The sequence below is a fragment of the Sphingobium sp. Ant17 genome (assembly GCF_000588875.1).
In the GTDB taxonomy this organism is placed as follows: domain Bacteria; phylum Pseudomonadota; class Alphaproteobacteria; order Sphingomonadales; family Sphingomonadaceae; genus Sphingobium.
In genome coordinates this window covers 21,831-34,554 of record NZ_JEMV01000045.1, presented here as the reverse complement: position 1 = coordinate 34,554, position 12,724 = coordinate 21,831, and the positions used below count along the sequence as shown (strand labels likewise).

The following is a 12,724-nucleotide window of genomic DNA, read 5'->3' as shown; positions in this document are numbered from 1 at the left end:
GGTGGGGCCATCCTCTTGATGCAGCGCGTGGAGCAAACCCCCACCCCAACCCCTCCCCTGAAGGGAGGGGCTTAAGGGACTCCGCCACGACTTCCCCGGCGTCCTCAACTGGCACTATCTCGACAGCGCCGCGACCGCGCAGAAGCCGCAGGCCGTCATCGACGCCATCGCCCGCGCTTATGGCCCGGACTATGCGACCGTCCATCGCGGCGTCTATGAACGCTCGGCCAACATGACGCTCGCCTATGAAGCCGCCCGTCGCAAAGTCGCCAGCTTTATCGGCGCGGCGTCGGACAGCGAGATCGTCTATGTCCGTGGCGCGACCGAGGGGATCAACCTCGTCGCCCAATGCTGGGCGGGGGAGCAACTCAAGGCGGGCGACCGCATCCTGCTGTCCACCCTCGAACATCACAGCAATATCGTGCCGTGGCAGATGGTGGCGGAAAAGGTCGGCGCGCATATCGACGTCCTTCCCTTGACCGCCGATGGCCGGATTGATCTCGACGCGATGCGCGCGATGATCACGCCGCGCCACCGGATGGTCGCGCTGTCCCATGTATCGAACGTGCTGGGCAGCGTGCTCGATTGCCGGCGCGCCGCCGATATCGCGCATATGGTCGGCGCAAAGATCCTGATCGACGGTTGCCAGGCCGTCCCGCGCCTCGCCGTCGATGTGCAAGCGCTTGACTGCGATTTCTACGTCTTTTCCGCGCACAAACTCTATGGCCCGACCGGCATCGGCGTGCTGTGGGGTCGTGGGGAACTGCTCGACGCCATGCCCCCCTATCAGGGCGGCGGGTCGATGATCGACAAGGTGACGTTCGAGAAAACGACCTACGCCCCCGCCCCGACCCGGTTCGAGGCAGGCACCCCGCACATCACCGGCGTCGTCGGCCTGTCGGCGGCGATCGACTATGTCGAGGCGATCGGGCTGGACGCGATCGACGCGCATGAAGGCGCGCTGGTGGCCAAAGCGCGCGCGGCCCTCGAAAACCTCAACAGCATCCGCGTCTTCGGCCCCGAAGACTCGGCTGGCATCCTCTCCTTCGCGGTCGAGGGGGTGCATCCGCATGATGTCGGCACCATATTGGATGAAACCGGCGTTGCGATCCGGGCCGGGCATCATTGCGCCCAACCCCTGATGCGACATCTGGGCGTCGAAGCGACCGCACGGGCGAGCTTTGGCATTTACAGTGACGAAAGCGACGTGGACGCGCTGGTGCGCGGCCTGGAGCGGGTAAGAAAGATTTTTGGATGATGAGCGAAGAGCGCAAGATCATGGTGGAAGAAGTCGAAACGGTCGAAGCCCCGCCCAAGGCGCGCGTCGACAGCCCGCCCGCGTCCGGTGAACGCCAGCGCGACTATCTCGACGGCTTTCTTGCCGCCAAGCCGACGCCGGTCGCCGCAGGCGAGCCGGGCGGCAATCTCTATGATGCCGTGGTGGACGCGCTCAAGGAGATTTACGACCCCGAAATCCCGGTCAACATCTATGACCTTGGCCTCATCTACGGCGTCGATGTGACCGACGAAGCGCATGTCGTCGTCACCATGACGCTGACCACGCCGCATTGTCCGGTCGCTGAATCCATGCCCGGGGAAGTCGAACTGCGCGTCGGTGCGGTGCCCGGCGTCGGCGATGCGCAGGTTAACCTGATCTGGGATCCGCCTTGGGATCCGCAGAAGATGAGCGACGAAGCCAAACTCGAACTGGGAATGCTGTAATGCCTGTCGAGACCAAGACCCGCGCCCGCCCAGCCGCCGTCATCCTGACGAAAAGCGCCGAGCAGCGTATCGCTGACCTGATGGCGCAGGCGCCCGAAGGCACGATCGGCGTCAAGCTCTCGACCCCCAAGCGCGGCTGTTCGGGCCTTGCCTATTCGGTGGACTATGTGACCGACGAGGCCAAGTTCGATGAAAAGATCGAAACCCCCGGCGGCGTCTTCTACATTGATGGCGGGTCGGTCCTCTATCTGATCGGATCGACCATGGACTGGGTTGAGGATGATTTCACCGCTGGTTTCACCTTCGCCAACCCCAATGCCAAGGGCAGCTGCGGCTGCGGCGAAAGCTTTACGGTTTAACGGGGCGGTCATGCCCCATTTGCTGATCTTCGGGCTGGGCTATACTGCGTCCCGCCTTGCCACCCGGCTGCGAACCGAAGGCTGGCACATAACCGGCACGCGCCGTAGCGCCGGGGCCGATACGCTGGCATTCGAGGACGAGCCCGCCGTCCGCGCCGCCATCGCCAGCGCCACGCATATCCTCTCCTCGGTCCCGCCCGAAGGCGAAGCTGATCCCGTCCTGGTTCGCTACGGCCCGGCCATCGCCACCGCGCCTGCCCGCTGGACCGGCTATCTTTCCTCCACCGGCGTCTATGGCGACACCGGCGGCGCATGGGTGGACGAAGCCAGTCCGATCGGATCAGGCCGCCGCACCGCACGTGCCGATGCCGATGGCGATTGGGGGTCACTGCGCCCCGACATGCGGCGCTTCCGCCTGCCGGGCATCTATGGGCCGGGCCGGTCGGCGCTGGACCGGGTGCGGGAGGGGCGCGCGCATCGCATCGACCTGCCGGACCAAGTGTTCAGCCGAGTCCATGTCGAAGACATCGTCGCGGGCATCATCGCCTCCTTCGACGGGCCGCCCGGCATCTATAATCTGTCGGACGACCTGCCCTGCGCCCAAAATCGGGTGATCGAGGCCGCCTGCGATATGCTGGCCCTGCCCCATCCCCCGCTCCTGACGATGGATCAGGCCCAACTATCGCCCATGGCGCGCAGCTTCTATGCCGAAAATCGCCGTGTCGCCAATGGCCGCGCCAAGCGATTGCTCGGATGGCAGCTACGCTATCCCACTTATGCCCAAGGGCTGGGGGCTTGCCTGAAAGCGGAAATCGGTTCGCCGCAAGACCAGGTCATGCTTACCCGTTCTTAACCATGTCGGCGCGAAGAGGGGCCTGCCGCAACAGCAGGACCACTCAGATGGACAGTATCGAAACCACCTTCACCGCGCTCAGTCGCCGCATGGCCCACCTGTCCACACCTACGCCGATCACGACGTCCCAGCCACCACTGTCCAGCCTGATCGACCGGGTCAATGCCGCCAAGCAGCAGTATCAGCCGGGTATGCGCCGCTAAGCCTTTTTCGCGCGCAACGCGATCACCATCCCGGCGACAGCCAGCAGCGCGCCCGACGCCGCAAGCCCGGTCCAGCGATAGCCCTCCACCAGCGTCGAAATCAGCATCGCGATCACCGGGATCAGCACGGCGGTATAGGCCGCCTGCGCTGCGCCCATGCGCTGGATAAGGCGGAAATAGAGCGGGAAGGATACGACCGATCCAGCGATCGCCAGCCAGCCTATCCCCAGCAAATAGGTAGCGCGCAGTTCCATCACCGGCGGCCCAACCGTAATCCAGGCAAACAGCGCATTCACCCCCGCGCCGATCAGCATCGCCCAGGCCAGCACCGCCACCATCGGCAAGCGACGCGCGATGTCCATGCCCTGCATCACATTGGCCACCGAAGCGCTGAACAGCCCGAGGATCGAAAAGCCCACTCCCAGCATGATCTTGTCCGGGTCCACACTCGCCGCGCGATATTCATGGATCAGCATCATTGCGATACCCGTCATCGCCACAGCCGATCCGGCGATGAAGGCGCGGCTGACCGGTTGTCGAAACACGGCCCAAGCCAGGATCGAATTGGGGATCAGGAGCATCGCATAGATGACCGCAACCACCCCGGACGTCAGATGTTCTTCGGCGCGATAGACGAAGTTGAAATTCAGCACGAACTGCGCCGTGCCCAACAAGGCCGCGAATACCATCCCCGCCCCGCCGATCCGCAGCGATACGCCGCGCATCCGCGCAAAGGCCATCATCGCGACCCCGGCGAGCGCAAAGCGATAGCAAACCGACCAGCTTGCGGGCACGCTGCCCAACTGATCGCGAATGACGATCCAGGTCGAACTCCAGATCAGCGTGACGAGGATGAAGGGCAGGACGATGCCGCCCCGATCGTCGTCAGCCATGGTCGAGCATGCGCAACGCATCAGCAAGCGGCGCGACGCTGGCTGCGTCCTGCGACCAGTTGGTCACGATCCGCGCCGCGCCCCCGCCCCAGTCGTAAAAGTCGAACCCTTGCGCGCGCAGGCTGGCGGCTTCCGGCGCGGAAAGACGCAGGAACAGCTCGTTCGCCTCGACCGGATGCAGCAAACGCTCCGACGCCGCCCTGGCAAGCGCCTGCGCGGCCGCATTGGCGGCGCTGGCGTTGGCCAGCCACAGGTCGTCCTCGATCATCGCCAATATCTGCGCCGCAAGATAACGGCCCTTGGAGAATAAATGGCCCGACCGCTTGCGCCAGCGCATCGCTTCTGCGGCACGACGCTCCCGCTCCGGCCCGAAGAAGAGCAGCGCTTCCCCCACCATCCCGCCATTTTTGACGCAGCCATAACTCAGCGCATCGACGCCCGCGCGCCAGGTGACGTCGGCGGGCGCGCAGCCCAGAAAGGCCACCGCATTGGCGAACCGCGCGCCGTCCATGTGAAAGCCCAAGCCATGGGCGCGGGCAACCGCTCCCAAAGCCGCCACCTCGTCGGGCGTATAGACGCGGCCATATTCAGTGGCATTGGTGATGCTGATCGCACGCGCGGGCACCTGATGCACATCCGGGCGAATCGCCGCCAGCCGCTCCGCCACCACGTCCGGCATCAGCTTCGCTCCTTCGCCCGGCAGCGGCATCAGGCTCGCGCCATGGGTGAAGAAGCCCGGCGCACCACATTCGTCGACGACGATATGCGCCTCTTCATGGCAGATGATGCCTCCATAAGGCGGGCACAGGCAGGCCAGGGCAATGCTGTTCGCCGCCGTGCCTGTCGCCACCCATAGCGCGCTGACCGGGGTTTCGAACAGATCGCTAAAAGCCGCGTCGAGCCGCGCGCTCCACTGGTCGCCATCATAGCCATGATCCTCCCGATCGGCGGCGGCGATCGCGGCCATGACGGGCGGGCAAAGCGGGGTGGCGTTGTCGGAGAAAAAATGCATGGCGCAGCGTTAGCGAGGGTATAGCCCAGCGCCAAGAGGCCAGCTTGGCCCAAGCGGCCCGATGGGTCAGCATAGGTGACGTTGTTTCCGGTCCCGCTTTGTGACATAGGCAGCCCGTCCAACCCAAGGAGACAGATTATGGACGGCCAGCATAGTTCGCGTTTCACCGTTACCCTCAGCAGCAAGACTGTGGCGGCGAACGAGCGCGCCACCCTGCTGGAGGATCCCGGTTTCGGCCGCCTCTTCACCGATCATATGGTGACGATCCGCTATACCGAGGGGCAGGGCTGGCACAGCCACAGCGTCGGCCCGCGCGAACCGTTCCAGATCGACCCGGCCTGCGCCGTGCTCCATTATGCCCAGGAAATCTTCGAAGGCATGAAGGCCTACCGCCTCGCCGACGGCAGCGTCGCCATGTTCCGACCCGAGGAAAATGCCCGCCGCTTCGCCCAGTCGGCAGAACGCTTGGCAATGCCCGAAATCCCCGAAGACCTGTTCCTGGAAGCCGTTGCGGAATTGGTGAAGATCGACGCGAACTGGATTCCGACCGGCGAAGGCAGCCTGTATCTTCGCCCCTTCCTGTTCGCGAGCGAAGCCTTCCTGGGTGTGCGCCCGTCGAAGGAATATATATTCTGCGTCATCGCATCGCCTGCCGGTGCCTATTTCAAGGGTGGCAAGAAGGCCGTGACCCTATGGGTGTCGGAACATTATACCCGCGCCGCGCGCGGCGGCACGGGTGCGGCCAAATGCGGCGGCAACTATGCCGCCAGCCTGGTCGCGCAGAAGGAAGCGACCGAGCAGGGCTGCGATCAGGTCGTCTTTCTCGATGCCGCCGAAAATAAGTGGGTCGAGGAATTGGGCGGCATGAACGTCTTTTTCGTGATGGAGGACGGCTCGATCATTACCCCGCCGCTGACCGGCACCATCCTGCCCGGCATTACCCGCAACAGCATCATTACCCTTGCCCGCGCCAAGGGCCATGCGGTGCGTGAAGAGCCATACAGCTTTGCCCAATGGCGGGCCGATGCCGCCAGCGGCGCGCTGCGCGAAGCCTTTGCCTGCGGTACGGCGGCAGTGGTCACGGCGATCGGTACGGTCCGCAGCAAAGATGGCGATTTCACCATCGGCAATGGCGACGGTGGCCTGGTCACCGAAAGCCTGCGCGGCGAACTGACCGGTATTCAGCGCGGCACCGTCGCCGATCCCGCCGGTTGGGTGCATATCGTCTAAGGTGATCGGGCTGGCCCCTGCCCTTTTGGGCGAGCGGGCCAGCCATCGCTTTTCAAGTCGGTCCCAAGCGCCTAGACGGGGGCTTATGGAACGCTTCGACGTCGTGATTTTGGGTGGTGGCCTTGTCGGCCTGACCCTTGGCATCGCCCTTTCCGGCCATGGCGTGCGCACCGCCATCGTCGATCCCGCCGACCCGGTGGACACCACCGCCAGCGGCTTTGACGGCCGCGTGTCGGCCATTTCTTCGACCAGCTGCGCGATGCTCTCGGCGATCGGGGTCATTCCCTTCCTCGATGGCAAAGGCTGCCCGATCGACCGCATCTGGGTGAGCGATGGCTTGGAGCCAGGCGCTCTCGACTTTGCGCCGGACGCCGCCGATGACGGCGTGATGGGTACCATGTTCCCCAATCGCGACCTGCGCATCGCGCTGGAACAGACCGCCCAGCGAGCGACCAACCTCACCCGTTACCAGCCCGACCGCGCGACCCATGTCGATCGCAATGAAGATGGCGTTGTACTGACGCTGGCCAGCGGCGCGACGATCCGCGGCGCGCTGCTGGTCGCGGCGGAGGGTCGCAACAGCCCGACCCGTGAGTCGGCGGGCATACGCACCACCCGCTGGCAATATAGCCACACCGCCATGGTCAGCGCGATCGACCATGACGTGCCCCACGGCAACACCGCTTATGAGATTTTCTATGTCGGCGGCCCCTTCGCGCTGCTGCCGATGCTACCGGGCACCCGCTCGGCAATCGTATGGACCGTGCCGAGCGAGCAGGCACCCGCCATGCTCAAATTGTCCGAACGCGCCTGGCTTGCCGAGGCACAGAAGCGCATCGGCGGTTTCCTGGGCGAAATCAGCATGGCTGGCCCCCGCTCCTCCTACCCGCTCGGTTTCCATCATGCCGCGCGCATCACCGATACGCGGCTGGCGCTGGTGGGCGACAGCGCCCATGCCATCCACCCGATAGCGGGCCAGGGACTGAACCTTGGCCTGCGCGATGTCGCCGCGCTGGTCGAAGTATTGGTCGACGGCATGCGCCTCGGCCTTGATCCGGGCGATGCGCAACTGCTTGCGCGCTATCAGCGCTGGCGCGGGCTGGACGCGATCATGACCAGCGTCGCGATGGATGGCCTGGTGCGCCTATTCGACATTCCCGGCCGCCTACCAAAGCTGGCGCGGCGCGCGGGCCTCGCGACGGTGCAGCGCACATCGTTGCTCAAGGGGCGCTTCATGGCCGAAGCGCGCGGCCAGTCCGGGGCGCTGCCCCGGCTGCTGACCGGCGAGCTGGTCTGATCGGCGCTCAGCCCCGGCCGCGATAGCCCGGCACGTCTTGTGTCGGCAACCACAGCCCGGCAGGCGGTTCGCCCGATTGCCAGAACACGTCGATCGGAATGCCGCCGCGCGGATACCAATAGCCGCCGATTCGCAACCAGATCGGGTTCATCTCGGCGAACAGCCGCTCGCCGATCCCCACCGTGCAATCCTCATGGAACGCCGCATGGTTGCGGAACGCCCCCAGGAACAGCTTGAGCGACTTGGATTCGACGATCGTCGCGGCGGGCGCATAGTCGATCACCAGATGGGCGAAGTCGGGCTGGCCAGTCACCGGGCAGAGCGAGGTGAATTCGGGCGCGGTAAAGCGCACCAGATAGGGTTTGCCCGGACGCGGATTGGGCACATAATCGAGGATGGCGGCTTCCGGCGTGGCGGGAAGCGCGCTGGTCTGGCCCAGATGGAGCGGGGCTTGGCTAAGGTCGGTCATGCCCGCCCTTTACGCGATTGCCCGCCCGCTGTCATCGGTCCAACGGGGCAGGCGACGTTGTTCACTTGCCATTCAGCGCGGCTTGTGCCTTGGCCACCACATGGGGTCTGTTCGTTCACTTTTGCTCGCCGCGCCGCTTCTGCTGGCCGCGCCCGTCCATGCCCAGCAGGCCGACGAGCCCGCGCCGGGTGGTTTCAGCCTGCCGCCGTCGCGAACCGTGCCGCCGGTCGATACCCGCCGACAGGGGCCGGAACTGGATGTCTTCCGCGCGCCCGCCACGGTCGCGCCACCCCCTATCGTCGCGCCCACCGTGACGCCGCCGCCCGTTGCCGTACCGGTCCCGTCCCCGGCGCAGTCGACCACGCGGCAACCAACCCGACCGACCGAAACCCGCCCTGCGCCAACGCCCGCTCCCAGTACCGAACCGGAACCCACCAATGACAGCGCGCCGATACCAGAGGCACTCCCGGCTGAGCTATAGTCAACCAGACCGCCCCTGCCGTCACGCCGCCTCCTGCGGAAACGCCCGCGCCAACGGCCAGTCCGGCCAGCGCCGATACAACGCCTTGGGGCTGGATCATCGGCGGCCTGCTCGCCCTCGCCGCCATCGCCGTCGCCCTGTTGTTGCGGCGCCGTCGCTCGCCCGGCGAAGCCGAAACGGTCGAAGCCGAGCTAGTCGCACAGCCCCTCACCGCGCCTCTGCCTCCACCAGCACCGCCGCCCGCGCCTGTCGCGCCGCCCCCGCCGCCGCCTGCCCCTGTCGACACCGACCGGGCCTGGATCGACATGCAACTCGTAGTCACGCAGGCGCGCTATTCGCTGATGGGCGTCACCATCGCCTATGGCCTGTTGCTGCATAATCGCGGGGCGCTTGCCGCGCAGGACGTGCTGGTGCGCGGCATCATCGGCAATGGCGGCGCGAACCAGCAGGCGCTGCTCGATGGCTTCTTCATCGGCGAAACCGGCCTGCCGCTCCATGCTGCCGTCGCGCTGGCACCGGGCGAAACCCTGCGGCTGGACGGCGAACTGCGGCTTGCGCCCGATCAGATCGTGCCAGTGCCCATGGGCGATCGCAGCCTGTTGATCCCGATCGCCGCCTTCGATGCGACCTATCAATTTAATGACGTGGACGACGACAAGGGCCGCACCGCCCGCGCCTTCATCGTCGGGCAGGATCAGGAACCACCCGCCGAGCGGCTCGCGCCGTTGCGGCTCGACCAGGGTCCACGCCAATATCGTCGCCCTGCCGCCCGCGCCGCCGCCGAACTGCCACCCCGCTAGGCTTGGCCCTTTCCAGTCTCCGCCCCCCGGCCTAGAAGGGGCGGCAAGACGCAGGCCATAGGGGACCGCATGACCATTTTCGTATCCACCGACTGGCTCGCCGCGCAAATTGGCGCGCCGGACCTCTGCATCCTCGACGCCAGCCTGTTCCTGCCCGGCACCCCGCGCGATCCGCTCGCCGAATATGCGGCCGCGCACATTCCCGGCGCCGTCTTTCTCGACCTGGCGACGCTCAACGACCCCGATGACGCGACGCCGGGCATGTTACCGCCCGATGCGCTGATGACGCAGCGCTGCCAAGCGCTGGGGATCAACCCCGACAGCCGCATCATCGTCTATGACAATAGCCCGCTGCACAGCGCGGCGCGCGGATGGTGGATGATGCGCATCTATGGTCTGGGCGCGTCGGTCGCTATCCTTGACGGCGGCCTGCCCAAATGGGTGGCGGAAGGTCGCCCGACGGAGGCTGGCGTCGTCACCCCCGCCCCCGGCACCGCCATCGGCCGCCGCGCGGCCGGACAGGTTCGGACCAAGGCGGACCTGATCGCCAATCTGGCCACCGGCGCGGAGCAGATACTCGACGCGCGCGGCGCTGGCCGCTTCATCGGCGCGGAGGCCGAACCACGCCCCGGCATGGCGTCGGGCCATATCCCCGGATCACGCAACCTGCCCTCCCCTTCCCTGTTCAATCCCGACAATAGCATGAAATCGGGCGACGAATTGCGTGCCCTCTACGCCGACGCCGGGATCGATTTCGATCGCCCGGTCATCACCAGCTGTGGCAGTGGCGTCACCGCCGCCATCCTGCTCGCCGGACTGAAGTCGCTCGGCAAGGACGACGTGACCCTCTATGATGGCAGCTGGTCCGAATGGGGCTTCGATCCCGCCACGCCCAAGGCGACCGGCCCGGCATGAGTGACGACCGCAAGCCGTTGACGAAACTGGTGCAGGCCGGGCGCAAGCCCGAATGGACCGGCATGCCCGGCCAGCCCGGCGGCATCGTCAGCCCACCCGTCTGGCGCGCCTCGACCATCCTCTATGACGATGTCGCCCATCTGCGAAAGGCCGCGGGCAGCAGCACGCATGAGCGGCTCTTCTACGGACGCAAGGGCACCCCGACCGCCTGGTCGCTCGCCGACGCGCTGACCGAAATGGAACCGGGCGCGGAGGGCACGATGCTCTTCCCGTCGGGCGTCGCGGCGATCGCCTGCGCGCTGATGGCCGTGCTGAAACCCGGCGACCGACTGCTCATGCCCGACAGCACCTATGATCCGACCCGCAATTTCTGCGATCAGATGCTTAATAGTTACGGTATCGAAACGATCTATTATGATCCATGCGATGCTGTCCGGGTCGCTGTCCGTCTTGCCGATGAAAAGGTGCGAGCCATCTTCCTCGAAAGTCCCGGCAGCCTGACGTTCGAGGTGCAGGATATTCCCGCCATCACCGCCATCGCGCGCGAGCGGGGCATCGTCACCCTGCTAGATAACACCTGGGCGACACCGCTCTTTTTCCCGGCAATGGCCCATGGCGTGGACATCACCATTCTGGCCTGCACCAAATATATCGTCGGCCATAGCGACGTGATGATGGGCAGCATCACGGCGAACGCTCAATGGTTCGGCAAGGTCCGCCAGACCGCCTATCTGTTCGGCCAGATGACCAGCCCCGACGACGCCTGGCTCGCCGCGCGCGGCCTGCGCACGCTGGGCGTGCGATTGCGCCAGCATCAGGATGGCGCGCTCGCGGTCGCCCATTGGCTCAAGGACCAGCCCGGCGTCGCGCGCGTGCTGCACCCCGCTTTGCCCGACTGCCCCGGCCATGCGCTGTGGCAGCGCGACTTTTCCGGCTCGACCGGTCTGTTCAGCTTCGTGCTGGATGGCGGCGATGAAACCGCCCGTGCCGCTCTGATCGACGGCCTCGCCCATTTCGGTATCGGCTATAGCTGGGGCGGCTTTGAAAGCCTCGCTTTGCCGATCGATCCTGCTCGCCACCGCACCGCAACCCACTGGGAGGCAGAGGGACCGATGGTGCGCCTGCACATCGGCCTCGAAGACCCAGACGACCTGATCGCTGATCTCGACGCGGGGCTGGCCCGCTTCCGGGCAGCGCGATGACCCGGTTCATCCCCGCCAAATGGCTCGCCCTTCTGGAACAGACCGGTGACCTCATCCAGGCCGGCATTGCGCTGGGCGTCGCCATTCTCCTCTATCTGTTGGCCGCCGCGCTGGCCCGCGTGATCGCACGGCGGGTCGAACCCCATTGCGCACATCTGGGCACCGCTTTCGTCACGCGTGTCCGTCCGATCGTGCGCCATGGTCTCGCGACCTTGCTCATCGGTATCGCTACCGCCGTGTGGCCAACGGGAACCATCGCCAACATTCTGCTGGCCATGATCATGGGCGGCGCGCTCGCGCTGGTGGCAGGGCATTTGGCGCGGGGCGTATCGATCCCGCTATGGGCAACGATACCGCTGGCGGTCATGGTGTTCGTCATGCTGCTGTCGGGCAGCACCGGGGGCATAACGCCTCTGGCTGAGATGCTCGATAGCGTCGGATTACAACTGGGCCGCAGCCGGATATCCCTGCTCGACGTCATATCAGTCGCGGCCATTGCCGTCGGCCTGTTCGGCGCGGCGCGACTGGCCAACCGCGTCCTGTCCCGATCGATCAGCAGCGCGCGCAGCCTGGATGCGACGCAAAAACTGCTAGCCGAAAAGCTGGCGGGCGTGACGGTCATCGCTGTCGCCTTCTTCTTCGGGATCGACGTGCTGGGCATCGACCTCACCGCCTTTGCCGTCTTTTCCGGCGCGCTGGGCCTGGCGGTCGGCTTTGGTCTGCAAAAGACGGTCGGCAATCTGATCGCGGGCATCATCCTGCTGCTCGACCGGTCGATCAAGCCGGGCGACGTGATCGTCGTGGGAGAAAGTTTCGGCTGGGTGAACAAGATCGGCGTGCGCGCCGTCAGCGTCATTACCCGCGATGGCAAGGAGCATTTGATTCCCAACGAGAATCTTATGACGCAGGAGGTGGAAAACTGGTCCTATTCCGACCGCAACGTTCGCGTGCATATTCCGGTCGGCATTGCGTATGACAGCGATCTGGACCTAGCCCAGAAGCTGATGTTGCAGGCCGCGAGTGAAAGCCCGCGCGTACTGAAAAGCCCCAAGCCCAATGTCTGGCTGAAGGGCTTTGGCGACAGTAGTGTCGATCATGACATATTGGTGTGGATTTCCGACCCGGAATCGGGTGTCGGCAATGTCCGGTCCGATGTCCTCGGCCGTTTGTGGCACTTGTTCCGCGATCATGGCGTGACGATCCCCTTCCCGCAGCTGGTCGTGCATATGGTACCACCCCCGCCGCCCGAACCCACGGATGCCTTATAGGGAGCCGGTAGAATTACGGG

14 protein-coding genes and 1 pseudogene are annotated in these 12,724 nt (G+C 65.5%); 12 read left to right on the top strand and 3 right to left on the bottom strand.

Annotated features, from left to right (window positions below):
• Window positions 1–67: 67 nt before the first annotated feature.
• The 5 genes and pseudogenes from BF95_RS17635 to BF95_RS28365 all read left to right on the top strand — a co-directional run.
• Window positions 68–1,258, top strand: a pseudogene (locus tag BF95_RS17635) (cysteine desulfurase); the annotation flags it as partial.
• Window positions 1,258–1,722 (top strand): SUF system Fe-S cluster assembly protein, encoded by a 465-nt coding sequence (locus BF95_RS17630; RefSeq protein ID WP_043153032.1) that lies wholly within the window; start codon window positions 1,258–1,260, stop codon window positions 1,720–1,722. The pseudogene BF95_RS17635 and the gene BF95_RS17630, both read left to right, overlap by 1 nt.
• Entirely contained in the window at window positions 1,722–2,081 is a 360-nt protein-coding gene (locus BF95_RS17625; RefSeq protein WP_043153024.1) for a HesB/IscA family protein, read from the top strand. The genes BF95_RS17630 and BF95_RS17625 overlap by 1 nt, the downstream gene beginning before the upstream one ends.
• A 10-nt stretch (window positions 2,082–2,091) precedes the next feature.
• On the top strand, window positions 2,092–2,934 hold the full coding sequence (locus tag BF95_RS17620) for an epimerase (protein WP_051520092.1): 843 nt from the start codon (window positions 2,092–2,094) through the stop codon (window positions 2,932–2,934).
• A 47-nt stretch (window positions 2,935–2,981) separates the two neighbouring features.
• Window positions 2,982–3,137 carry a hypothetical protein gene (locus BF95_RS28365; RefSeq protein WP_200866998.1) on the top strand — a complete coding sequence of 52 codons (156 nt, stop codon included), beginning with the start codon at window positions 2,982–2,984 and terminating at the stop codon, window positions 3,135–3,137.
• On the opposite strand, the gene BF95_RS17610 is transcribed toward BF95_RS28365, so the two are convergent.
• Together BF95_RS17610 and BF95_RS17605 are read right to left on the bottom strand one after the other, a co-directional pair.
• Complete coding sequence (locus BF95_RS17610; RefSeq protein WP_043153020.1) at window positions 3,134–4,030, bottom strand: DMT family transporter; 897 nt, start codon at window positions 4,028–4,030, stop codon at window positions 3,134–3,136. The two genes, BF95_RS28365 and BF95_RS17610, sit on opposite strands and share 4 nt — an antisense overlap.
• On the bottom strand, window positions 4,023–5,042 hold the full coding sequence (locus BF95_RS17605; protein WP_043153018.1) for a threonine aldolase family protein: 1,020 nt from the start codon (window positions 5,040–5,042) through the stop codon (window positions 4,023–4,025). Before BF95_RS17605 ends, BF95_RS17610 begins: the two co-directional genes overlap by 8 nt.
• A gap of 138 nt (window positions 5,043–5,180) precedes the next feature.
• Here BF95_RS17605 and BF95_RS17600 point away from each other — a divergent pair, with 138 nt between their 5' ends.
• Together BF95_RS17600 and BF95_RS17595 are read left to right on the top strand one after the other, a co-directional pair.
• Entirely contained in the window at window positions 5,181–6,272 is a 1,092-nt protein-coding gene (locus BF95_RS17600; protein WP_043153016.1) for a branched-chain amino acid aminotransferase, read from the top strand.
• A gap of 85 nt (window positions 6,273–6,357) precedes the next feature.
• Window positions 6,358–7,569: a UbiH/UbiF/VisC/COQ6 family ubiquinone biosynthesis hydroxylase gene (locus BF95_RS17595; RefSeq protein WP_043153014.1), complete on the top strand. Its 1,212-nt coding sequence runs from the start codon at window positions 6,358–6,360 to the stop codon at window positions 7,567–7,569.
• 7 nt (window positions 7,570–7,576) lie between these two features.
• On the opposite strand, the gene queF is transcribed toward BF95_RS17595, so the two are convergent.
• Window positions 7,577–8,038 (bottom strand): preQ(1) synthase, encoded by a 462-nt coding sequence (queF, locus tag BF95_RS17590; RefSeq protein ID WP_043153012.1) that lies wholly within the window; start codon window positions 8,036–8,038, stop codon window positions 7,577–7,579.
• Window positions 8,039–8,138: 100 nt separating this feature from the next.
• Here queF and BF95_RS29480 point away from each other — a divergent pair, with 100 nt between their 5' ends.
• The 5 genes from BF95_RS29480 to BF95_RS17570 all read left to right on the top strand — a co-directional run bounded on the left by BF95_RS29480 (window position 8,139) and on the right by BF95_RS17570 (window position 12,704).
• Window positions 8,139–8,519 carry a hypothetical protein gene (locus BF95_RS29480; RefSeq protein WP_161774343.1) on the top strand — a complete coding sequence of 127 codons (381 nt, stop codon included), beginning with the start codon at window positions 8,139–8,141 and terminating at the stop codon, window positions 8,517–8,519.
• 140 nt (window positions 8,520–8,659) lie between these two features.
• Complete coding sequence (locus tag BF95_RS29475) at window positions 8,660–9,319, top strand: hypothetical protein (RefSeq protein ID WP_161774341.1); 660 nt, start codon at window positions 8,660–8,662, stop codon at window positions 9,317–9,319.
• 69 nt (window positions 9,320–9,388) lie between these two features.
• On the top strand, window positions 9,389–10,234 hold the full coding sequence (sseA, locus tag BF95_RS17580; RefSeq protein ID WP_043153009.1) for a 3-mercaptopyruvate sulfurtransferase: 846 nt from the start codon (window positions 9,389–9,391) through the stop codon (window positions 10,232–10,234).
• Window positions 10,189–11,436, top strand: a complete 1,248-nt coding sequence (metC, locus tag BF95_RS17575; RefSeq protein WP_443018389.1) for a cystathionine beta-lyase — start codon at window positions 10,189–10,191, stop codon at window positions 11,434–11,436. Before sseA ends, metC begins: the two co-directional genes overlap by 46 nt.
• On the top strand, window positions 11,433–12,704 hold the full coding sequence (locus BF95_RS17570; RefSeq protein ID WP_043153006.1) for a mechanosensitive ion channel family protein: 1,272 nt from the start codon (window positions 11,433–11,435) through the stop codon (window positions 12,702–12,704). Before metC ends, BF95_RS17570 begins: the two co-directional genes overlap by 4 nt.
• Window positions 12,705–12,724: the final 20 nt, after the last annotated feature.

Coding starts and splice junctions, on each gene's coding strand:
- BF95_RS17630 (WP_043153032.1), top strand. CDS start 1,258: ATGAGCGAAGAGCGCAAGATCATGGTGGAAGAAGTCGAAACGGTCGAA.
- BF95_RS17625 (WP_043153024.1), top strand. CDS start 1,722: ATGCCTGTCGAGACCAAGACCCGCGCCCGCCCAGCCGCCGTCATCCTG.
- BF95_RS17620 (WP_051520092.1), top strand. CDS start 2,092: ATGCCCCATTTGCTGATCTTCGGGCTGGGCTATACTGCGTCCCGCCTT.
- BF95_RS28365 (WP_200866998.1), top strand. CDS start 2,982: ATGGACAGTATCGAAACCACCTTCACCGCGCTCAGTCGCCGCATGGCC.
- BF95_RS17610 (WP_043153020.1), bottom strand. CDS start 4,030: ATGGCTGACGACGATCGGGGCGGCATCGTCCTGCCCTTCATCCTCGTC.
- BF95_RS17605 (WP_043153018.1), bottom strand. CDS start 5,042: ATGCATTTTTTCTCCGACAACGCCACCCCGCTTTGCCCGCCCGTCATG.
- BF95_RS17600 (WP_043153016.1), top strand. CDS start 5,181: ATGGACGGCCAGCATAGTTCGCGTTTCACCGTTACCCTCAGCAGCAAG.
- BF95_RS17595 (WP_043153014.1), top strand. CDS start 6,358: ATGGAACGCTTCGACGTCGTGATTTTGGGTGGTGGCCTTGTCGGCCTG.
- queF (WP_043153012.1), bottom strand. CDS start 8,038: ATGACCGACCTTAGCCAAGCCCCGCTCCATCTGGGCCAGACCAGCGCG.
- BF95_RS29480 (WP_161774343.1), top strand. CDS start 8,139: ATGGGGTCTGTTCGTTCACTTTTGCTCGCCGCGCCGCTTCTGCTGGCC.
- sseA (WP_043153009.1), top strand. CDS start 9,389: ATGACCATTTTCGTATCCACCGACTGGCTCGCCGCGCAAATTGGCGCG.
- metC (WP_443018389.1), top strand. CDS start 10,189: ATGGGGCTTCGATCCCGCCACGCCCAAGGCGACCGGCCCGGCATGAGT.
- BF95_RS17570 (WP_043153006.1), top strand. CDS start 11,433: ATGACCCGGTTCATCCCCGCCAAATGGCTCGCCCTTCTGGAACAGACC.